Below are 21,418 nucleotides of genomic sequence, written 5' to 3'. Positions count from 1 at the left end.
GTCTTGAAATAATACTAACGCCCAACCCTGCTTCAACCGCACTTTTAATCGCTTGAACACTGCCGAGGGCCATGTACCACTGAATATTCTCATATACCCATGGTCTTTCAAAGCGAACTCGATCATCCGGTTTGTTCCCGAGACGGACTCCCTTGTTATCATTTTTTCTTCAGCCAATTCATGCACTTGAATACTTTCCCGATCTTGCCAACGATGGTCTTTTGATGTAATCAAAATAAGCTCATCAGTAGTAAATTTCTCAGCTAATAGACGCTGGTTCTTTACACTTTCACCATCTGTATAACCTTCTACGACTGCTACATCAATTCGATTATCTTGTAAATTGCCTAAAATGGTCTCTGTGCTTCCGATCGTCAATTGGAAATGGATATCATCATGCTCATGAGTAAATGCCCCTAACAGCTCCGGTATTGTATATTCGCCAATCGTTGGACTAGCACCAATATGAAGAGATGTTTGCAATTTCTCATGGACGGCACCCACAGCCTCCATCGATCGTTTATCGTATTCAACGATTTCCTTCGCATATTCATACAAAATGGCTCCCGCGTCTGTTGGGATCAGCCGATTCGATGTTCGCATAAATAATAATGCATTGTAGCGCTTTTCAAGCTGGCGAATTTGCTTCGTCACCGCCGGCTGAGACACGTACCCGATACGTGCAGCTTCACTAATACTCCCCTTCTCAACAACACGGCAAAACATGGTCAAGCTATCGATATTCATATAACCCTCCCGCAAACACGATCCGTAGTCAAAACAACTGCTCTGTTTCACGTGGAACACAGGATGATTCTAGCTAAAATGCCCCCAGCCTGTTTGAAGACTGGGAGTGTCATCCTGCATACATTTTATGGAGTTCACCTGCTGTTTATCTTGATCGTCCACCACGTCTGCCTTGTGATTTTGTCCGGCCTCTTCCACCTGCTTGACGTGTACTTTTCACTTTATTTCCTCCTGCCGGTCCACTACTTTTGCCAAATGACTTGCGGCCTTTTTGCTTACCGCGGGACGGCGCGGTAGAGTCTGCCTGTGCTTGACGGCTGTTCGGCTTCCTAGTAGTTTCTTTCCGGCCTGCTCGCCGCTTTGACGCTTCTCCTTTTGAAACGAGACGACCTTCCTCCACAACTTGACGCTTCAACGTCATCTGAATGCCTCGTTCTATCCGCCTCAGCTCGTTCACATCCCCGGGTGTTACAAGTGTTACCGCCAAGCCCGATGCACCCGCTCGCCCCGTTCGCCCAATTCGATGCACATACTGCTCCGCATCAGGCGGCACGTCATAATTAAACACGTGGGTAATTCCTTCAACATCTAACCCGCGCGCGGCAACATCTGTAGCAACAAGCACTTGGAGCTTCGCATCGCGGAATTGCTTCATAATGCGCTCTCGTTTGGCTTGCGAAAGATCACCGTGCAGTTCATCCGACAGCAAGCCTGCTTCTAATAAATCACCATTGAGCTCACTCGCACGACGTTTTGTCCGACAAAAGACAATGGCGAGAAATGGCTGAAGCTGGTGAATCAACGTTACTAAATTATCTTTTTTCGCCCGAGCTGTCGTCTCAACAGCCCATTGCTTAATTTCCTTGACAGTGACGGTGTCGGATTCACTTTTCAACGTCACCGGCGCTTTCATATACCGACGAGCAAGCTTTTGGATCGGCTGCGGCATCGTTGCCGAGCATAGCACCATGTGCCGGTTGCCAGGCGAACGAGTAATGATTTCCTCCATGTCCGCCAGAAAGCCAATATCAAGCATCTGATCCGCTTCATCGAGTACGAGAAAACGAAGGCTGCCTAAGCGCAACGTTCCGCGATTTAAATGGTCGAGTAAGCGTCCTGGTGTAGCAACAACAATGGGTGTTTTTCCTTCGAGTCGTTTCAGCTGTTGTTCAACCTGTTGACCACCGTAGAGCGCCAGCACATCCATATCATCGTGAGCCAGCAAATCTGACGCTTCTGCCGTAATTTGTAATGCCAATTCACGTGTCGGTGCGACAATTAATGCCTGAACCCCATGGTTGGAGGCATCAAGTTGATGAAGAATGGGCAGCAAATAAGCGAGTGTTTTTCCTGTGCCGGTTTGTGCCTGGGCGATCACATCTTTGCGACGCAAAATCATTGGAATGGTTTGTCTTTGAATATCGGTTGGTTGCTGAATCCGCTTTTCTTCTAAAGCATTAAGCAAATGCGGGTGCAACGAAAAATCGTTAAATGATGTCATATTGCTGATCCTCGTTTCTATCAAGTCCGTTCAACTACGGTCTATTCACTGTTCTATTGTACAACCTTTCACACGTATGCACTACTTTCATTTTCTCTCGCAACACAAAAGACATACTGATTTTTTCGTAATATGATTACTTTTCCGGTAAAAAATCGTTCATAATGCTGTTGCCAAGATGTACATCTAGAAACTGGTGAATAACAAACTCGGGCGTCTCATTGAAAGCTTTTGCTGTTTAGCTTCCTTTTCTCGAACATTGTCCCATACGAGCTTAGGAAGTTGAAAGATTGCTTTTGTCATGCAAGGATCCTCTGACTTGAGCGTTGGAACTAAGAAGCTTCCACTTCAGCGCAGCTAAGTGGGGAATCGTTCACTAAAGTATTCCTATTTTACATATAATTACATATTAGTTAAAGTTCAAAACTTCCTGCGAATCGATCAACACACTCGGCTTTTTTATAATGCAATCAATATGTACACCTGCATCCGTCGTTCCTCCAAAAGATTTATTGCTACCAAATGCAATATGTACTGTTCCAAAAACTTTCTCATCTTCCAAGATATTACCGATTAAACGAGCTCTCTTATTTGTGCCTATACCGAACTCAGCAATGGTTCGCCCATCACCCTCACCTAGGAGATCTAATAACTTTTGACCATCTTTTCCTGTAGCATCAACTAACCTTCCAGAATCGATCTTTAAAATGATCGGTTCATCAAGTACACCTATGTTACTGATCGCACCATCGATCAACACTGTTCCATTTGCAGAATCTTCGATGGGAGCTATGTAACTTTCTCCAGACGGTACATTACCAGACGCGCCTTTTTGCTTGAACACACCTGTGCTCCTAATACTTTTTCTGTTTTTTATAGAAAACGTTAATTCATGCTCACCTTTTACAAGTTTAACCTCTTCTCCACGATCTAAATGTTGGCAATACTTCTCAGTTAGATCTTGGACTTCATCATAATCAGCTGAAATCGCACCATTTTCTAGCATATCTAATGAAACGCCTGGCATCGTAGCTACTCTAGCACCGGCTTCAGAAGCTTCTTTTCTAGCCTGTGTATGTGTCAAAGAATGCTCCGTTACACATAAGATGACATCTGACAATTTCATGATTGAACGAATGAGTTGAGGTGGTTCTTCACCGGATTTTTTCCGAGTTTGCATTTTAACAATTGTCGTTTCATGCAAAAGCTCCTGACCAGCTTGGTAAAATAAATCTGCAATATCTTGTTTTTCGTCATCTGTGATAATCAGTACATTTTCACCTTTTTTTAACGTTAAGTTCTTTAATAGAACCGATTTAGCCGTATCTATTAACCTCATCGCACTCTTCCTCTCCTACTTTTTAAACTCATAAACCAAAATAATGAGAACCGTATTTTTCCAAGACTTTATTCAGTTCTATTTCAGCTTGTGATAACTCCTTTATAAATAATTCAATATGTTCATCTTCAATACGATACTTAGGTCCCGAAACTGTTAGCGAGGCGACAATCTGATCATTTTGGAAAATTGGAATCGCAACTGCAACGACATCTTCGGTATATTCACCTTCGCTCATTGCATAACCATTTTTTCTGATCAACCTTAAATCTTCTCGAATGATCTCAGGATCTACCTTCGTTTTTTCTGTGTATTTTGTAAAATTCCCTTCTAAATAATGGTCTATGAAATCTTCGGACATATAAGCTAAAATGGCTCGGTATGAAGCGCCAGTGAATAGCGGTGTACGACTGCCAATTGAAACTGAAAATCGCACCGTGGTCATCGCTTCCACAGCATCGAAGGTCAATCCTTCTTCACCATCCAAGATCGTTAAGAAAACGGATTCATTTGTCTTTTCGCTCACTTTTTCTAAAATTGGATGTATGAGTTCATTTATACGAAAATTTTCAGACACCGTATTCCCAAGCTCCCATACTTTGAAACCAAGTGAATATTTCTTTGTTTCCTTATTTTTATTTAAGAATTTGTGTCGTTCTAGTGTTTCTAAGATACGATAAATTTTTGTATGATTTTGATTTAATGTAGCTGCTAATTCTCTCCCACCCCATGTTGGTTTATCTTTCGTAAACATCTTTAATACCTCTAAAGCAAGGCTTAATGTTTTTAGCATCCGCAACATTTCCTCCTAAACGAAATAATGGTGCACACATTAGAAATACGCTAATATATGCACCATAATCATCATAACTTATAAATTATCCTTCATAAAGGTAATCAATCACTGCTGCAATATAAACTTTGCAGCATCTCACAATATCTTCTACCTTAACTTTTTCATTATAGCCGTGAATGCTTGGTAAATAAGCTGGCCCATATTGAAGTACGGGAATGTGATGCTCTCTGAAATGTCGTGCATCGCTACTAGCCCACTGCATGACTCCATATGCTTCGTGCCCTGTAACATACGTGATATTATTAACGATCGCTTCACACACTGGATCTTCTGCCTCAGTATAGTTTGCATTGCTGCGGAATCCAAAGCGGCTTATTTCATATTCAATTCCTAAAGCATCGAGTTTTTTATGCAAAATTTCACTTACATCATCCTGTGTAATGCCAAAGGGTAATCTGCAATCGACTTCCACTTCACAGCTTTCAGGAATCATATTCGACTTGGTACCACCCTGGATTCTACCGATATTTACAGTGATATGATCCATCACCGGTTGGAAAGCTTCACGATCTGTTTCAACTTCACGCATATAACGCTTTGATTTTTCGATTAATGGCTTGACTTCATCAGGAATCTCAATCTCTAACTCCCACAATTTACGTATTTCATGAATAGCATCTAACATATTAATAATAGCATTGTTTCCTGCTAACGGAGATAGACTTCCGTGACCTGGCTCTCCAAACACTTTCAGTTTAAACCAATAAGATCCTTTTTGACCAATCGTAGGGTTAAAGGGAGAGGATGGTTCTGAAATTAAACAGCCATCGCCATGAATCAGTTGATTTTCCAACAGCCAGGGAACTCCAAATTCCCCCCCTGTTTCTTCATCTGGCACTACTGCTAGCGTTAATTGACCTGGCAGATCTATGTCCAAATTTTTCAAGAGAGCAAAAGTATAGATAATCCCACCTAACCCTGCTTTCATATCACTGGCTCCTCTTCCAAGCAACCAGCCATTTTGAATTTCACCGGAAGTAGGATTGAAATCCCATTTCGAGTGATCGCCCGTTGGGACTACATCTGAATGACCACAGTAAATTAAATGTTTTCCTCCTCGATCTTCACCAATCGTTGATACTAAATTGTACATTTTGTCAGCAGATTCATACCAATGCGTTTCAGCACCGGCGTTTTTCAAGTATTGATCAATAAATTCAGTGATTTCTGTCGAGTCCCCAGGTGGGTTTTCACTAGGAATTTGAATCAATCGGCTGCATAATTCGATCAGTTCGTCTTTATGATTTTCAACTTCATTGATCAAACGATCTTTAAGTTCCTGCTTATTCGTCATACCAATTCTCCTTGTTTCCCTAATGATTGCAAGTGTGTCATCTTCCCATATAGATTTTCCAAGTGGTTGAATTCTTCTTCGTTGTAGAAGTGACATTTTGATTGTCCATAAACCTTGGCCACTTCAATACAGTAACGAACCACTTCTTCAATATCTGTGACACGACTCGCCCCAGTTCCACATCCTGCAACTGCTGTCTCTGTTGTAACCGCCACGCCGACGACTGGCTTATCGGTGGCTACCGAAGGCTGAAGAATACTATTTATATGGTAAACATCATTCCCATAAGGTGTAATATCTTGAGTTGTAATCGGCATGGTGACTGGTAGTTTTCCGACTGATTGTGTGTATACATAAAGTAAGTCGTCACTGACTTTTAAAATATAACCTTCTTTTACAGTCGGGGTAATCGCAAAACCGCGGTGGTTGATAATGTTATTACCTTTTGTCGTGTCAATAGAGAGAATGGCGTCCATCTCTTTAGCCACTTCGTATTTATTCATAGTCAAAATATCAACCGGGGAATCCATAAATGGCACGGGTTCATGTTCTTGAGTTGGAGCGTTCGGACATATATGTGTCGTTAAGATAACATCTCCGCTTAACTGATCTCCCTTATTTGTCATATCTAGTAATTTTGCTGCTGCTGCCATACTGGATAATGCGCCATCACCGTCTGAAACGAATCCGGTCATTTCCGGTCGTGCTCCAATACCACCTAATCGCCCGATAATTCCTAGCGTAGGAGCATTCCCTCCTTGGGATTTACCGTTTTTACCTGGAATCGTCACTTTAATAAAGTCAGTCTTCCCTTTTTCACCTTCAATTGTATGAACTTCAATTTGTCCATTTTCACTGATACGTGATAAGTATTGTTTAATGGTTTCTCCTGTGACTGCGATGTCATCCATCAATTCATATATGTCCATAACGTGTTTCATTGACATTGTCATACCTCCAATATTAGTCAACCAAATGGCAAGATGCCTGGTGTTCAAGATTTGATGTTATAACTTTGGGTTCTTTTGTTTTACAAATTTCGATCGCCACCGGGCACCGTTCATGAAACCTGCAGCCAGACGGTGGATCTAATGGGCTAGGCACTGTACCTTCTAAAATGATCCGTTCTTTCTCTTCAAAAGGACTCTCTTTAGGAATGGCTGAAAATAACGCCTTTGTGTATGGATGCTGAGGATTGGAATAGATTTCTTCAAAGGAACCGACTTCAACAATTTTTCCTAAATACATCACTGCAATGCGATCACACATGTAACGGACAACATTCAAATCGTGCGAGATAAAGATGTACGTTAAATTAAATTCTGTTTGTAATTTTTTTAAAAGGTTGATGACTTGCGCTTGGACAGAAACATCTAAAGCCGATACAGGTTCATCACATATGACAAGTTCAGGGTTCAAAGTCAAAGCTCTGGCAATATTGATACGCTGCCTTTGTCCTCCTGAAAACTCGTGAGGGAATCGATCTGCAAATCTCTTATTGAGCCCGACAATTTCCAGTAATTCCTCCACCCGTTTTCTCCTGCTTTTTTCATTACCTACCTTATGAATCACCAAGGGCTCAGCTATTAATTCCCCTATTTTTATACGTGGATCAAGAGAAGCATATGGATCTTGGAAGATCATTTGAATTTTCTTTCGAGTTTTGCGTAGTGTCTTTGCATTCATTCCAATTAGGTTTTCATTTTTAAAATTGACGGTTCCGCCAGATGGTTTGATCAACTGATTAACAAGCCGTGCCATCGTGGATTTACCACAACCTGATTCCCCTACAACACCTAAAGTTTCACCAGGGAATACGTTAAAATTCACCCCGTCTACTGCCTTCACACTTTGGGTCGACTTTTTAAAGGGAATGTCATTTTTCACTGGAAAATGCTTCTTTAAATCTTTAACTTCTAACAGTGCCTCCTGCAACGTATGCTTCCTCCCTTCGCTCCAATGTCTGATCGATCGTTTGAAAATGACAGGCAACCGCATGTCCTGCAGCAGGTTCAGTCAACGCTGGAGTTTTCTCATAACAGATGTCTTGTGCGTAGGGACACCGATCGGCAAATGGACACCCTGTAATTTCAAAACTTAAATCAGGCGGGCTCCCTGGAATAGTGGATAGTGGAGAAAAATTATCCTGAGATTCTGTAATTTGGGAATCTAATAAACCCCATGTATAAGGGTGAAGCGGAACTTTATAAATCTCTTCTACTGTTCCGGACTCTACAACTCTACCAGCATACATGACGAGAATTTTGTCGCATGTTTCCCATACAACGCCTAGATCATGGGTGATCATGATGATAGACATATTGCGTTCTTCTTGTAATTTTTTCATCAAATTTAATATTTGTGCTTGGACAGTTACATCTAATGCAGTTGTCGGTTCATCCGCGATCAGTAATTTAGGATCACAAGATAATGCAATCGCGATCATTACCCTTTGGCGCATTCCTCCCGAAAATTCATGGGGATACATATCGATCCTTTTTTCAGGAGCTGGAATTCCTACTAAATCCAGCATCTCCACAGCCTTCTTCTTTGCTTCTTTTTTTGATAATTTATTATGTGTCCGAATCGATTCTATGAGCTGGTCCCCAACGGTAAACACAGGGTTTAAACTTGTCGAAGGATCTTGGAAAATCATTGAAATTTCCTTCCCCCGAATTTTCCTCATTTCATTTTTTTTAAGCTTTAATAAGTCCTTATCTTTAAAATTGACCTCACCACCTGTGATTTTTCCAGGTGGATCAGGAATTAGACGAAGAAGAGAAGTAGCTGTAACACTCTTTCCAGAACCCGATTCCCCTACAATTCCGATATTTTCATTCTCAGCCAGGTCAAAACTCACACCATTTACAGCTTTTGTAATAATCGACCCTGACTTAAATTCGACTTTTAAATCTTTTACACTTAAAAGCGTTTCTGTCATACGTTCATCACCCCCGCTATAACTTCATCTTAGGGTCTAGAGCATCTCTTAACCCGTCACCGAATAAGTTGATACCAAGCACTGTAATCAATATTGCCAATCCTGAGAAAGTTGCGAGTTCCGGGCTTAAAACAAGATAATTTTTACCTTCTTGCAACATGCTCCCCCAGGAAGCTGTAGGAGGCTGAACACCTAATCCTAAAAAGCTCAAGGACGCTTCAGATATAATCGCTCCGGCAACGCCCATCGTTGCATAAACGATCAATGGAGCTACGCTATTAGGAACAATATGCCTAAACAAAATCCTTCCATGTTTAGCACCTAATGACCGGGTGACTTCTATATATTCTGATTCTTTTACGCTTAATACCTGCCCTCTAAAAACCCTAGCAAATCCGGGAATGTTAGAAATTCCAATAGCGATAATGACGTTGACTAGGCCTTGACCTAATACAGTCATTAAAACAATGGCAAGCAATATGAAAGGAAATGCCATCATACCGTCAATGAATCTCATGATGACCGTATCCGTTTTGCCTCCAAAATACCCGGAAATCAACCCTAGAAGGGAGCCGAAAATAGCGCCGAACAATACTGCAGAAATCCCAACGATTAAGGATATACGCGCTCCGTAAACAATACGACTAAAGATATCACGTCCATAGCTGTCCGTCCCTAGAAGATGTCCCGCTTCACCAGGACCCAACAAAGTATTCCCTACTTCCATTTGATTTGGAGGATGCGTGGCAATAAACGGTGCGAATGACGCTACGATCAATAAAAGCAAGATGACAAATAAACCTAGTGCAGCAAATCTATTACGCAATAATTTCCGGATAAAAGATTGCTCTTTTTTAGCTTTTTGATATTGAAGCTCTTTCGCTTGTTCCATCTCTTCCATTGTACTCATTCCTAGTTTTCACCCCCGCCATCGCTGCCAAGATTGACTTTGGGATTAACGACTTTGTAAAGTACATCAACAATCAAGTTAATCACTACGTAAATAAACGCAATAAAAATGACTGTGCTCTGTACAACGACAAAATCCCGTTTTTCAATGGCATCAATAATTAACAATCCCATTCCAGGCCAGCTAAAAATCGTCTCTGTCAATACTGCTCCGCCTAATAACATAGAAAATTGCAACCCCATGACCGTCAATAAAGGAGTCAAAGCATTTTTAAAAGCGTGCTTATAGATGACGATAGATTCTTTTAAGCCTTTTGAACGAGCGGTTTTAATATAGTCCTGGGAAATGGTTTCCAACATACTGGAACGAATGACCCTTGAAAATTGTGCTGTAGGGATTGTGGCTAAGGCAAGACTAGGTAATACCAGATGGCTGAGGAAATCTCCAAAACCTTCTTCTAGTGACCCCATCCCTGTGGCAGGAAGCCATCCCAAGTTAACGCTGAAATAGAGGACTAACATGATACCTAACCAAAAAATTGGCATTGAAACACCGATTAAAGATAAGGTTGTAACGGAATAATCAATAATATTATTCTGGTTTCTCGCAGCAATAATCCCTGCGGGCACTCCGATGGTCACAGCGATTAATATCGCACTGATTGCCAAGATGATCGTATTTGGGAAACGTTCTAGAATCAAATTGACAACCGGTTGATTATAAGAAAGCGAATTTCCGAAGTCTAATGTAATTAAACGGATGACATATTCAAAAAATTGCTGATAAAGCGGATCATTCAATCCTAACTTTTCAGAAAATTCAGCTATATCTTGCGCACTAGCTTGAGGGCCCAGCATTACAGCAGCTGGATTTCCCGGTAAAATGCGAGTGATGAGAAATACAATCGCCGCAACAATTAATAATGTTGGGATTAACTGTAATATTCTCTTAAATAAAAAGCCCCTCAAAAAACCCCTCCTTGATTCAGTATTTGAACTACCGTTTTAGTATTTGAATTAATTGAACATTACCACCCTTCCACTCTCGTGTAAATGGCTTATTTTAAAAATCGCAAAGTTTTTGTTTTTTTTTTAATACTATTTACAATCAAGGCGTTTTTGTGTAAATTGATTTATAATTCATTATTTGAATCTTCGTTTCAGTATATGAATCAATTAAAAGGGGGGAATTTTCATGCTAAAGCGTTATCGTAAGTTGGCTTTATTCGTTGCAATTTTCGGTGTAGTTTCAATGGTACTAGCAGCGTGCTCTTCAGGAGATGATTCTCAAACAGCCAACCAAACAGATCGCAAAGAAGCTGCCGAAGGCGAAAATACTGAGAGCGGTGGCATATTGAATATTGGGTTATCATCCAATGCAGCAACGTTAGATCCCTCTCTGTATACAGGGGTTTATGAAGGACAAATCATGCGCTCGATTGCAGACACTTTAATTGTCTATGATCAAGATTTACAAAGCTTCATACCTTCATTAGCCACTGAGTGGGAAGCTGCCGATGATATGATGTCCTACACATTCAAGTTGAGAGATGATGTTTACTTCCAACCAGGAGAATATCAAGACGGAAGACAAATGACTGCTGAAGACGTGAAATTCAGCTTAGAGCGTTCAGTTAATAATTCAGCACAAAACCGATTAGCTGGTGTTGAAAGTGTGGAAGTGACGTCTGAATTTGAAGTCAAAATCCACCTAGAGGAACCAAATTCCGCCTTACTAGCTATGTTGACCGACCAAGGTAATATCATTATTCCAAAAGAAGAAGTGGAAGGTTGGGGAGATCAATTTGGTGCTCATTTAGTTGGTACAGGCCCATTTATGCTGGAAAATTGGCAAACTGACCAGCAAGTGGACTTAGTAAAGCATGACAACTATTGGGGTGAAGAACCTCACCTTGATGGAGTCACTTACAAATTCATTACTGACCCGTCGATGAGGACAAATGCTTTACGTTCCGGTGACATTGACATCGCTACACATATCAAAGGGCAGAATAGAGAGGTTATTAAAAAGGATGAAAATCTGGAGTTATTATCCACTCCTGGTCTATCCATCACTTATCTCGATATGAATTACCAACAAGGTCCTACTGCCAACCCTAAAGTCAGAGAAGCGATTTCCAAAGCGACAAATATTGAAGAAATCGTCCAAGGTGTACACCAATGGGGTGGGGGTACTGTTGCGCATGGACCACTACCAAAGGGCTCCTGGGGCTATGATGAATCTTTTGAGTCAGTAAAAGCGGAATATAACCCGGAAGAAGCAAAAGAAATTCTAGATCAGACGGAATATGCAGGTGGCTTTGAAATTGATCTTTATGTACTCGAATCACGTACAAACTATGCGACAATTTTCCAAAACCAAATGAAAGAAAATTTAAATGTTGATGTGAACATCCAAGTCTCTGAATGGGGCACATTAACAGAAACGATCTCTAACAATAACGCGCCACTGAGCATTGGCGGTTGGTCCTGGTATCCAGACCCATATTTTTTCCTGAACCCACGTTTTCACTCTAGTCAACACGGGTCTAATGGTAATGGTAAAGCATACGAAAACAGTACAGTAGATGAACTCCTAGACCGCGCAGTAACAGAAACAGTTGACCAAGAAGAACGCGCTGCGTTATATCAAGAAGCTGTCACAGAAATTTTAGAAGATTATGCAACAATCGCATTCGATAACCTCGATATTGCAACAGGTGTCACTACCAAAGTCAAAGGGTTCAACCTATCCCCTGACGAATCTATTTACGTTGTCAGTCCAAATGGTGCCAATATTTCAATTGAAAATAATTCAGCCAAGAGAAGCAGAAACCTATTCTGCTTCTCTTTATTTAAAAGGAGTTCTATCCATGAGCATAAAAATTGGTGTCGTTACAATTGGGCAAGCACCAAGAACAGATCTAATACCTGAAGTGGAAAAATTCTTTCCACACAATGTTGAATTTATCCAACGTGGTGTACTTGACCATTTTACTCATGAAAAACTGGATCAAATAAAGCCTGAACCTGGTCAAACGACGCTTGTTTCAAGACTAAAAGATGGTACTGATGCTACCATGGCTAAAGAAAAAATCCTTCCCATCATTCAACAAATCATTAGTGAATTTAATCAAGATCAAGTAAATTTGATTGTCTTGGCGTGTACAGGCGAATTTAAACCTTTCCACTCAGATGTTCCAATCATTTATCCAGATTATTTATTAAACCATGTGGCTCAAGGAATTTTTAGAAACAAAGGACAAATCGGTATCATCGTACCTCTACCAGAACAATTTAAATCTATTGAACAGAAATGGAAAAGTGCAGGTTTTAAAGCGATACCTGCAGCAAGCTCTCCATACGCATTCGATGAACAATCGCTTATTACGGCTGCAAATGAACTCAGAAACTATGATATCAATACCATAGTTCTAGATTGTATCGGTTATTCGGAACAAATGAAAGTCATTGTTAAAAAACATTCACGTAAAAATGTGATCTTATCACGAAACATTGTGTTCAAAAATGCGGCTGAATTATATTAAAATACGATCTATCTGGCAATCAAGCAGCCCTTAAGAATCACCTAACTCACTTAGATACCACTCCAAATCGCTTTTTGTTCAACGTTGTTGACCCAAAAGCTTGAAACATATTTACAATGCGATTCGCCACACAAAAATCCTGTGCTTGCCGTTATTTAACAGCTCGCACAGGTTGCCCTCTGGCTTAGACCTAGCCAATGTTTCATATGAAACCGTCATCCCTTTTTACTTCTGATCTCTCTGTAAGTCGCGGTACTGCCCAGGGCTTATCCCCATCCATTTACGAAAAGCAGTCTGGAAGGCGCTTGGCTCAGAATAATGAAGTAAATAAGCAATTTCTCCAACAGTGTACTCAGAGCGTCTTAAATATTCGACTGCCGATTCTTTACGCAGTGCCGCCGTCAACGCATTATAGGTCGTTCCTTCTGCTTGCAGCTTGACCTGTAATGATCGGGTGCTGAGCTGAAAGGCGGCTCCTGTCTCCTGCAATGTAGGAAGGTGTTTCGGCATACGCGCTGCGATCCATTGTGTCACCTGATCAGCAAAGGTTTGCCCTTGAAGCAATCTTTTTAAAACGTCGGCTGCGATCTGTTCAAATGTCGCTTTAAGCTTAGCATTCGCATAGAGAATTGGTTCATTAAGGATCTTTTTAGAAAACATTAATGCATTTTCAGAAGCTTGAAAACGTGGCACCTGTCCAAAAATGTCTTGATAAGGCTTCACTTCGTGAGGAGATGCATGCATAAAAGAAACGCCACGTAAATGAATGACTTGATTTGTCATTTTAAGAAGTAACTGATACAGTGCACTCGCCATATCTTCTGCACAGTGTCGCGACATGTGCTTACTCTCATCTTGAAAAAACATGCGCAGCTTAACATCTTCCCCCATCACAACCCAATCTAGCTGAAATCCACTGCACAATATTCGATTGTAGCGCTGATACGTCTTTAAAGCATCAAGAACTGTTCCTGAATGCATCATCATATAACCAACAGCACCCATGTCAGCGACGTCTAACAAACACCCTTGACGAAGTCCAAAGAAATCATCCTCTGTATAATCCGCTGCTAACTGCATGAGCCGCTCAAGCTCTTCTTCTGGTATTCGCGCCTCAGCATCTTGTAGCAGCCGGTCATCAAATACCGCTTCAGACCAAAAAAGCTTCAGGTCATAGCCACCTTGCTTCAAGCTTTTCACCAGTGGATATAGCATTGAAATGGAAGCCCCACAATTAGACATGTTCTTCCCCCTTGTATTACTGCGCAAATCAACAGCACTTCTGCGCCTTCGATCATTCTCATGCTCATTGAAATTCATTAAGCTTCATTTATGTTCTTTTTATCGTATCACAATCGGCGCAATACTTTACAAAAAATAAAAAAGGAGAACCGACGATGACTTCACAGCAAATACTTATTATTAATGGGCATCCAGACACTGAAAGCTTTTGCAGCGCTTTGGCGCGGTCATATTTCAAAGGTGCAGAAGCCGGCGGTGCAACTGTCCAATTGCTAGAACTTAGCCAATTAGATTTCAACCCGAATTTATCATACGGATACCGCAAGCGAACAGAGCTCGAAAACGATCTCTTAGAAGCGCAAAGACTGATCAAGTGGGCCACACATTTGGTTTTTGTTTACCCCACGTGGTGGGGTACAATGCCAGCCATTCTTAAGGGGTTTTTCGACCGCACTTTTTTACCAGGTTTCGCTTACCAATATCGACAAAAGTCCCCCTTATGGGACAAGCTACTCACTGGGAAAACTGCCCACATCATTGTTACGATGGATACCCCACTCTGGTACGAACGCTTCGTTTACAAACGCGCCGGACTACAGCTAATGAAGCGAAATATTTTAAATTTTTGCGGAATGAAGCCTGTCGGTGTCACCGAAATCTCCCCAATGAAAGGGTCATCGTCTGAAAAACGACAACGGTGGTTAGCAAAAGTCGGACGTTTAGGAGAAAAACAAGCTTGAACGACGATAAAAATATAACTCGTTACACAAAAACCTGTGCTTGCCTTTGTTCAACAGCTAGCACAGGTTAACAACAAATGTCACTTAGAGCAAATGTTTCATGTGAAACATTTGCCGTATGCACTGACACAAATCAGCATTCATAAAGTTGCTTCATTGTGCAAAACCAATAGCAATACTACGTGTTAGGACATTTTTTTACGCTTTAGGCGCTCCTGCCCAACAAAGGTAGACAGAAATACAAATAAGGGCAGCAAAATCAGAAGCAAGCCCTAACGCTCTACAATCGCAATGACACATGAACCAATGGCAATGATTCTTGTCACCTTCAAAGCCCGAAGAGTACGGTCATATTCAGATGTTTTCCACGAGCCAGAAAGAAATAGAATAACCGCAAGCAGAAAGAAAACCAACAAGACCTGGATGGCTGCCACTTGTTAAGCTCCCCCTTTAAGATTGTTTTTGTATCGTTGCTCTCACTTCTTTGGCTACCTAAAAAGCCGATGAGTTCGTCTCGCGTATACGATTCTCATCGGCTTGTCACATATTTATGATTCCATGAAACAGCATGATACAATTACACGTTAACCGTTTCAGTATACTCCAGTCCCCATTGCTTTCGTAAAGCATCCATCGTTTCCATGATCGCTTTCGTTTCACTCAACGGCATGATCGCACTTTCTTTACGCCCTTCGCGTAAGCACTCATCGCTTCTTCGGCTTCAAAAATATAACCATTTAAAGAACGATTGTCGACAAAATCCACTTGAACGCCGCCTTGGGCATACAGATGTGCCGACCTTCCAAATAAAAAGTCCGGCATATGAATATGACCTTTTGTCCCATAAATAAATGCATCATTAGAAAGATTTAGTTGCACCGCAGACGTTAATGTTGCATTACGCCCTCCGTCGTATTCAAAAATCGCTGAGAAGTGCTCGTCTACGCCAGTCTGACCAATGTGAGCGCTGCTCAGAATACGCTCCGGCTGCTGTCCAAATACCATTGATGCAAATGAAATTGGATAAATTCCAGCATCGAGGAGTGCCCCTCCACCGAGCTTTTTATCAAGGAGACGGCTGTTCGGATTCCATCCGGCATTGAAACCGAAGTTGGCCGTCATCGTACGAATCTCGCCGATCCGACCTTCCTCAAGCCACTGTCTGACTTGCACGATTGGCGGTAAATAACGCGTCCACATCGCTTCCATGAGGAACGTGTTATGTTTTTTCGCCAATTGAATCATTTCTTCCGCTTCGGCTGCATCCATCGCAAACGGCTTCTCACATAAAACCGCCTTCCCTGCCTCTAAGCAAAGACGTACGCACTCCTTATGCATTGGATGAAGCGTACCAACATACACAATCTCTACATTCTCATCCTGCACAAACGCTTCGTAGCTGCTATATGCGCGGGATGCTCCAAATTCATTAGCAAACGCCTCAGACCGCTCCTGCGACCGTGAACCTATAGCGACAAGCTCCGCATTCTCTGATTTAACAAGATCAGAAGCAAACTTTCGAGAAATGCCACCAGGTCCCATAATGCCCCATTTTACCTTTTCCGCCATTTGACTGACCCCTTTCATATATTGTTAACGCTATCATAATCACTAACTTCAATTGACTCACCCTTACTCATTCGCCCTTATCCGTCACAAACCCTTCTTCTTCACTCAGTTTTGACAAAAACGAACAAAGCTTATGTAGGACACGATCAACCGCCCTTACGCCAGTCATCCTCAAGCACGCTATATAATAAGGAGTCACGCCAACCGTTTTTCAGCTTCAAGTGGTCGCGAATACACCCTTCAAACGTCATTCCCACCTTCTCAAGTACACGCGAGGACCCTCGATTTTCCGGATGACACGTCGCCGCAATCCGATGCAGCCTGAGCTCCTGAAACCCAAAACCGATAAGCAACGTCGCAGCGTCTGTCGCGATCCCCTTTCCCCAAAAATCCGGATGGACGACATCCCCAACCTCTCCCGCCTGATTCCACCTATCCTTAACAATCACTTCTCCAGCACCGACCATTAAACCCGTCGAACGATCAATAATTGAAAACACATACCGACTCCGTTCGAGGCTTGCTGCATCCGCCAACACTTGGTCGATATACGCCTTCGTCTCCTCTCTCGTATTTGGTCCCCAAATCTGGAAGCGGCACGTCTCTTCTAAAGAAGCATATCGATGCACATCCTGCTCGTCTTCGCGCTTAAGCTCACGTATTGATGTGATGTCCCCGTAGATGGTTTTCATTGCTTGGTTACCCTCCCATTAGAAATGCCTAATTTTTTGTTCGCTAAAGCACCTTTTATATACCTTATGAATGCCTATTTGGTTCACATGTTTGTATTGCAACAATTCGCTTCGTTTGTTCAATTTCCTGTTTAGATTGATTCTTTAGGCGTCACGTAGCGTTAAGAGACAGGTGAAGCGCATCATCATCTCGAAAAAAGTCTCTGTTCTATTGCTCATTTGTAAGCGTTTTATTATAATGAAAGATAGTTATCTATATTAATTCATAACTATCTTTGATCAAGGGGGATCCTCATGTTAGAAATGAATAGCAACTTCTTTAGAAGCAACTTTAAATCAGCATACCTTCCACAAGAAGATCGGCATATTTTTAAAGATCTTGCACCTCAATACAAATTTGTTATTATTGGTGCAGGTATGATTGGCATGGAACACATTGAAGTCACAATGCTGGAAGGGCGTGCAACCATTCACGGCATCTATGACGTGGACAAGCGCAGCATGGCTCACACAAAAAAACAGTTTGAGGACACGTATGAAGGGCACACGTTACATTGCTATTCTTCTCTTCAAGAAGCCTGCCATGACCCTCATGTTGATGCGCTCATTATTTGCACGCCAAACTATACACATATTGATATTGTGAGGGAAGCGGTGCAATCAGGAAAGCACATCATGCTGGAAAAGCCTATGGCAACAACACTCGCTGATGCCATTGAAATCCGCGAACTAGCTGCTTCTTATTCCGGCGTGTTTCAAATTGGCCTGCAGTACCGTCACAAAGCGATTTACAGCGAAGCGATTCATGAAGCTCTTGAACGCCGAGCCATTGGTGACGTTAAGACGATTTCAATTGTCGAGCACCGCCTCCCGTTCCTAGACAAGGTCCGCCAATGGAATAAGTTTTCAAAATACTCAGGAGGCACTCTCGTCGAAAAAGCATGTCACTACTTTGATCTGCTTAACTTATTCGCCCAAGCGCGTCCTAAAACGGTGTACGCAACAGGCGGTCAAGCGGTTAATTTTAAGGAATATTCGTACGATCAACAAGCTTCCGATGTGCTCGATCATGCACAGGTGACTGTTGTATATGAAAATGATATCCATACATCCTTTAACCTCTGTATGTTTGCCCCAATGTTTTATGAAGAAATAACCTTGTGCGGAAATCAAGGACGTTTAAAAGCATATGAAAACAGCGATTTTCTGCCCGCTGAAAGACCTGAGACCTACCTTGAAGTTCTTAGTGGAGAGCACCAAGCGAGCCGCATTTCCACACCATGCTATCCAAAAGTCATTCAAAGCAGCGGTCACCATGGAGGAACGTATTACGAACATAAATACTTTATCGACAACATTGAAGGGCGCAAGACTACGACCGCCACGGTGGATGAAGGCTTCTGGTCGATTGTCGTTGGCTTGGCAGCCGAAGAATCGATTCGAACCAACCAGGCCATTTCCATCGAAGCATTTTTAGCTGACCATTGTGTTTCCGTCTCGGACAAGTAATGAGAGATAGAGGCTAGGCTAAAACAAACGAGAAAAAGCCGGTGACTTTTTCAAACAGTAAAATGTCACCGGCTTTTATGATGTAAAAATAGAGAAAGGTACATCGGATACCCTCAAATTCACCTTTGCTAGGTAGGCGTGAGCTTGCTTTTTTCACATTTGATTCATGCAAACTTAGAGCAGAATGGACAGCACTAAAGGAATTGTAAACAAACTTAACAGCGTTGAAAAAAATGTTGCTGCCGACACGTGACCAGGATCCGTATGATACTGCAAAGCATACAACGTTGTATTCGCAGCTGCCGGGGTTGCCGCTAAGATGATCATGACTTGCTTTTCCAAAAGGGTTACTGGCATCCAGTATACAAGAAAGGTTGCTACAAGCGGAGCAATGACCAGTTTAATCGTAACCGTTAGTCCGAGGCGCGGCCATTCCAACTTTCGCATTATCATTGATCCAAGTTGCATACCTAAAATCATCATCATTAATGGCACAGCTGCATCAGCTAATGATTGGATCGCCTGCTCTATTGGTTGAGGGATTTTGATCGTAAACCAATGGAGCACTAAACCCGCTAAAGCACCGTGTAATATCGGCATTTTGAGAAGATGCCAACCATTTATCTGTTTAGATGCTTGCCCTCCCACTGCAGCGATGTAAAATCCTACTGTGTGCATAAGGACCTGTTGCATGACCATAAGCAGCACAGCAACGACTTCAGCCTCACCGCCAAAAGCAAACAAAACGAGCGGAATACCGTAGTTTCCATTATTGCTGAATGCCGACGACAGCATCATGCCACACGTTTGCTCTTTCGATAATCTTTGTAGCCAGGAAACAAAAACAACGAGCAACAGACAAGCTCCGATAACGCCGATAAGATAAATTGCATAATAAAATGATGAAAGTGGCAATCCATACGTATAAAAGCTACGAAACACTAGGAAAGGCAGAAATACAGTTAGGGCAAGGCGTGAAAAAGGGGTGATATCCCAAGAGCATTTTCTTTGCACTAAAAAACCGATGAAAAAGATGAAAAAGATAGGCACGACCGGAGCGATCACAATCCATTCCTCCTTTGACCGTGCCTTAAATATGTGTTCATTTAACGCAGCACGACTAATCTTTCCGTCATCATATCTTCCATCGCATAACGGGGACCTTCTTTGCCCGTACCACTCTTTTTCACACCACCGTAAGGCATAGCGTCCACTCTAAAAGCTGAAGTGTCGTTTATGATCACACCACCGACATTTAACTTTTCAGCCGCACCCAAGCAAAAGCGCATATTCATAGAAAAAACACCTGCCTGCAAGCCATACTGTGAACGATTGACACGCTCAAAGACATCATCTGCGTCCTCATACGTATCCATTGTCACTACTGGCCCAAACACTTCATCTTTACATACTTTCATTGTCTCGGTGACGTTTGTCAGTATCGTTGGGTGATATATTGCACCCTCACGAAGCCCACCTGTTTCTAACTTTGCCCCGTCAGCTACCGCCTCATTCACCCATGCCTCTACACGCTGAGCTTCACTTTCAGAAATCATGGGCCCAACCTGGGTGTCTTCAAGGTGCGGATCGCCAACATGCAATTGTTTTGTATGATCCACGACCTGTTCTAAAAACTCGTTATACACGTCTGCATGGACAAAGACCCTTTGAACAGAGATACATACTTGCCCCGCAGAGTTAAAACTTCTCATGGACACAAGCTTTGCGGCCTCTCGTATATCTGCATCTTTATGAACGATCGTCGCTGAATTATTTCCGAGCTCTAGGGCAACTTTGCGTAACCCTGCCTGTTTACGAAGCTGTTCTCCAACACGTGGACTACCGGTAAACGTAAACATGTGAACATTCGGATTGTCAGTCAACCAACGACCAATGTCCGGCCCATGCCCAGTAAGAACATGCAACCTTTGATGAGGAAGACCTGCTTCAAGCAACAGATTCGCTAAATAAATGGTAGACAGCGGCGTTTTTTCCGCCGGCTTTACAATCACACTATTTCCAGCCGCCAGCGCAGGCCCAATTTTATGACAAGCCAAATTTAGCGGCACATTAAATGGTGTAATCGCCGCAACAACACCAACTGGCACTTTGATCGTAAAAGCGCGTCGCTCTTCAGCCCCAGGTGATGCTTCCACAGGAATCCCCTGCCCTTGAATACGCTTCGCCTCTTCAGCCGATATCTCCAACGTCATGGCTGCCCTCTCAACTTCTGTCCTTGCTTCTATAATAGGCTTTCCTACCTCGTCGGTCATAAGATGCGCTAAATCTTCCTTACGTTCCCGAAGCAAAGAAGCAGCTGAATGTAGGATTTGATAGCGTTGATATGGGGGCAAGACAAGGTTTTGACCTTCCATACTCGCGTCAACTGCTCGATCCACATCATCTTTCTCTGCGACAGACACTTCAGCCAATAAGTTGCCAGTATATTTTTGCTGTACAGGCAAAAAGTATGTTTTTACAATTTCCTGTCCATTAATCAGTAGTCCATATTTCCGCAAATTCATCACATC

19 protein-coding genes and 1 pseudogene are annotated in these 21,418 nt (G+C 42.2%); 4 read left to right on the top strand and 16 right to left on the bottom strand.

From position 1 onward, the window contains the following. The 10 genes from G4V62_RS12470 to G4V62_RS12425 all read right to left on the bottom strand — a co-directional run. A partial coding sequence (locus G4V62_RS12470; RefSeq protein WP_165202696.1) for a LysR substrate-binding domain-containing protein occupies positions 1–747 on the bottom strand: 747 nt, incomplete at its 3' end. 145 nt (positions 748–892) lie between these two features. Beyond that, positions 893–2,248, bottom strand: a complete 1,356-nt coding sequence (locus tag G4V62_RS12465; protein WP_165202694.1) for a DEAD/DEAH box helicase — start codon at positions 2,246–2,248, stop codon at positions 893–895. Between the two features lie 409 nt (positions 2,249–2,657). Next, positions 2,658–3,587, bottom strand: a complete 930-nt coding sequence (locus G4V62_RS12460; RefSeq protein ID WP_165202692.1) for an aminopeptidase — start codon at positions 3,585–3,587, stop codon at positions 2,658–2,660. A gap of 28 nt (positions 3,588–3,615) precedes the next feature. Further along, complete coding sequence (locus G4V62_RS12455; RefSeq protein WP_165202690.1) at positions 3,616–4,380, bottom strand: IclR family transcriptional regulator; 765 nt, start codon at positions 4,378–4,380, stop codon at positions 3,616–3,618. A gap of 85 nt (positions 4,381–4,465) precedes the next feature. Beyond that, a complete protein-coding gene (locus tag G4V62_RS12450; RefSeq protein WP_165202688.1) occupies positions 4,466–5,737 on the bottom strand; it encodes a M20 family metallopeptidase in 1,272 nt (423 codons plus the stop codon). Then, on the bottom strand, positions 5,734–6,684 hold the full coding sequence (locus tag G4V62_RS12445) for a DUF1177 domain-containing protein (RefSeq protein ID WP_165202686.1): 951 nt from the start codon (positions 6,682–6,684) through the stop codon (positions 5,734–5,736). The genes G4V62_RS12450 and G4V62_RS12445 overlap by 4 nt, the downstream gene beginning before the upstream one ends. 16 nt (positions 6,685–6,700) lie before the next feature. Continuing rightward, positions 6,701–7,672 (bottom strand): ABC transporter ATP-binding protein, encoded by a 972-nt coding sequence (locus G4V62_RS12440; protein WP_246218428.1) that lies wholly within the window; start codon positions 7,670–7,672, stop codon positions 6,701–6,703. Further along, positions 7,647–8,678 carry an ABC transporter ATP-binding protein gene (locus tag G4V62_RS12435; RefSeq protein WP_165202682.1) on the bottom strand — a complete coding sequence of 344 codons (1,032 nt, stop codon included), beginning with the start codon at positions 8,676–8,678 and terminating at the stop codon, positions 7,647–7,649. Before G4V62_RS12435 ends, G4V62_RS12440 begins: the two co-directional genes overlap by 26 nt. Positions 8,679–8,694: 16 nt before the next feature. Next, positions 8,695–9,570: an ABC transporter permease gene (locus G4V62_RS12430; RefSeq protein ID WP_376768313.1), complete on the bottom strand. Its 876-nt coding sequence runs from the start codon at positions 9,568–9,570 to the stop codon at positions 8,695–8,697. A 20-nt stretch (positions 9,571–9,590) separates the two neighbouring features. After that, on the bottom strand, positions 9,591–10,556 hold the full coding sequence (locus G4V62_RS12425) for an ABC transporter permease (protein WP_165202678.1): 966 nt from the start codon (positions 10,554–10,556) through the stop codon (positions 9,591–9,593). 226 nt (positions 10,557–10,782) lie between these two features. Between G4V62_RS12425 and G4V62_RS12420 the strand changes: the two genes are divergently transcribed. Together G4V62_RS12420 and G4V62_RS12415 are read left to right on the top strand one after the other, a co-directional pair. Continuing rightward, positions 10,783–12,522 (top strand): ABC transporter substrate-binding protein, encoded by a 1,740-nt coding sequence (locus tag G4V62_RS12420; protein ID WP_165202676.1) that lies wholly within the window; start codon positions 10,783–10,785, stop codon positions 12,520–12,522. Next, positions 12,461–13,135, top strand: a complete 675-nt coding sequence (locus tag G4V62_RS12415; protein WP_165202674.1) for an AroM family protein — start codon at positions 12,461–12,463, stop codon at positions 13,133–13,135. Before G4V62_RS12420 ends, G4V62_RS12415 begins: the two co-directional genes overlap by 62 nt. Before the next feature lie 225 nt (positions 13,136–13,360). Here G4V62_RS12415 and G4V62_RS12410 read toward each other — a convergent pair whose 3' ends face one another. Next, complete coding sequence (locus G4V62_RS12410; protein ID WP_165202672.1) at positions 13,361–14,377, bottom strand: AraC family transcriptional regulator; 1,017 nt, start codon at positions 14,375–14,377, stop codon at positions 13,361–13,363. A gap of 155 nt (positions 14,378–14,532) precedes the next feature. Here G4V62_RS12410 and G4V62_RS12405 point away from each other — a divergent pair, with 155 nt between their 5' ends. After that, positions 14,533–15,117: an NAD(P)H-dependent oxidoreductase gene (locus G4V62_RS12405; protein WP_165202670.1), complete on the top strand. Its 585-nt coding sequence runs from the start codon at positions 14,533–14,535 to the stop codon at positions 15,115–15,117. 272 nt (positions 15,118–15,389) lie between these two features. Here G4V62_RS12405 and G4V62_RS12400 read toward each other — a convergent pair whose 3' ends face one another. From G4V62_RS12400 to G4V62_RS12390, 3 genes and pseudogenes are all read right to left on the bottom strand, one after another. Then, positions 15,390–15,551, bottom strand: coding sequence for a hypothetical protein (locus tag G4V62_RS12400; RefSeq protein ID WP_165202668.1), 162 nt, complete (start codon positions 15,549–15,551; stop codon positions 15,390–15,392). Positions 15,552–15,694: 143 nt separating this feature from the next. Further along, positions 15,695–16,686, bottom strand: a pseudogene (locus G4V62_RS12395) (Gfo/Idh/MocA family protein). Between the two features lie 146 nt (positions 16,687–16,832). After that, the gene (locus G4V62_RS12390; protein WP_165202666.1) at positions 16,833–17,378 is read right to left on the bottom strand and encodes a GNAT family N-acetyltransferase; all 546 of its coding nucleotides are present in this window, start codon (positions 17,376–17,378) and stop codon (positions 16,833–16,835) included. A gap of 294 nt (positions 17,379–17,672) precedes the next feature. Here G4V62_RS12390 and G4V62_RS12385 point away from each other — a divergent pair, with 294 nt between their 5' ends. Further along, complete coding sequence (locus G4V62_RS12385) at positions 17,673–18,887, top strand: Gfo/Idh/MocA family protein (protein WP_165202664.1); 1,215 nt, start codon at positions 17,673–17,675, stop codon at positions 18,885–18,887. 174 nt (positions 18,888–19,061) lie between these two features. Here the strand turns inward: G4V62_RS12385 and G4V62_RS20630 are convergent, their stop codons facing one another. After that, positions 19,062–19,952, bottom strand: a complete 891-nt coding sequence (locus G4V62_RS20630) for an AEC family transporter (protein ID WP_165202662.1) — start codon at positions 19,950–19,952, stop codon at positions 19,062–19,064. A 41-nt stretch (positions 19,953–19,993) separates the two neighbouring features. Then, positions 19,994–21,412 carry an aldehyde dehydrogenase family protein gene (locus tag G4V62_RS12375; protein ID WP_165202660.1) on the bottom strand — a complete coding sequence of 473 codons (1,419 nt, stop codon included), beginning with the start codon at positions 21,410–21,412 and terminating at the stop codon, positions 19,994–19,996. Positions 21,413–21,418 lie beyond the last annotated feature (6 nt).

This window comes from Litoribacterium kuwaitense, assembly GCF_011058155.1.
Lineage (GTDB): Bacteria > Bacillota > Bacilli > Bacillales > DSM-28697 > Litoribacterium > Litoribacterium kuwaitense.
This window is presented reverse-complemented; position numbering and strand designations above follow the sequence as displayed.

Coding starts and splice junctions, on each gene's coding strand:
- G4V62_RS12465 (WP_165202694.1), bottom strand. CDS start 2,248: ATGACATCATTTAACGATTTTTCGTTGCACCCGCATTTGCTTAATGCT.
- G4V62_RS12460 (WP_165202692.1), bottom strand. CDS start 3,587: ATGAGGTTAATAGATACGGCTAAATCGGTTCTATTAAAGAACTTAACG.
- G4V62_RS12455 (WP_165202690.1), bottom strand. CDS start 4,380: ATGCTAAAAACATTAAGCCTTGCTTTAGAGGTATTAAAGATGTTTACG.
- G4V62_RS12450 (WP_165202688.1), bottom strand. CDS start 5,737: ATGACGAATAAGCAGGAACTTAAAGATCGTTTGATCAATGAAGTTGAA.
- G4V62_RS12445 (WP_165202686.1), bottom strand. CDS start 6,684: ATGTCAATGAAACACGTTATGGACATATATGAATTGATGGATGACATC.
- G4V62_RS12435 (WP_165202682.1), bottom strand. CDS start 8,678: ATGACAGAAACGCTTTTAAGTGTAAAAGATTTAAAAGTCGAATTTAAG.
- G4V62_RS12430 (WP_376768313.1), bottom strand. CDS start 9,570: ATGGAACAAGCGAAAGAGCTTCAATATCAAAAAGCTAAAAAAGAGCAA.
- G4V62_RS12420 (WP_165202676.1), top strand. CDS start 10,783: ATGCTAAAGCGTTATCGTAAGTTGGCTTTATTCGTTGCAATTTTCGGT.
- G4V62_RS12415 (WP_165202674.1), top strand. CDS start 12,461: ATGAGCATAAAAATTGGTGTCGTTACAATTGGGCAAGCACCAAGAACA.
- G4V62_RS12410 (WP_165202672.1), bottom strand. CDS start 14,377: ATGTCTAATTGTGGGGCTTCCATTTCAATGCTATATCCACTGGTGAAA.
- G4V62_RS12405 (WP_165202670.1), top strand. CDS start 14,533: ATGACTTCACAGCAAATACTTATTATTAATGGGCATCCAGACACTGAA.
- G4V62_RS12390 (WP_165202666.1), bottom strand. CDS start 17,378: ATGAAAACCATCTACGGGGACATCACATCAATACGTGAGCTTAAGCGC.
- G4V62_RS12385 (WP_165202664.1), top strand. CDS start 17,673: ATGTTAGAAATGAATAGCAACTTCTTTAGAAGCAACTTTAAATCAGCA.
- G4V62_RS12375 (WP_165202660.1), bottom strand. CDS start 21,412: ATGAATTTGCGGAAATATGGACTACTGATTAATGGACAGGAAATTGTA.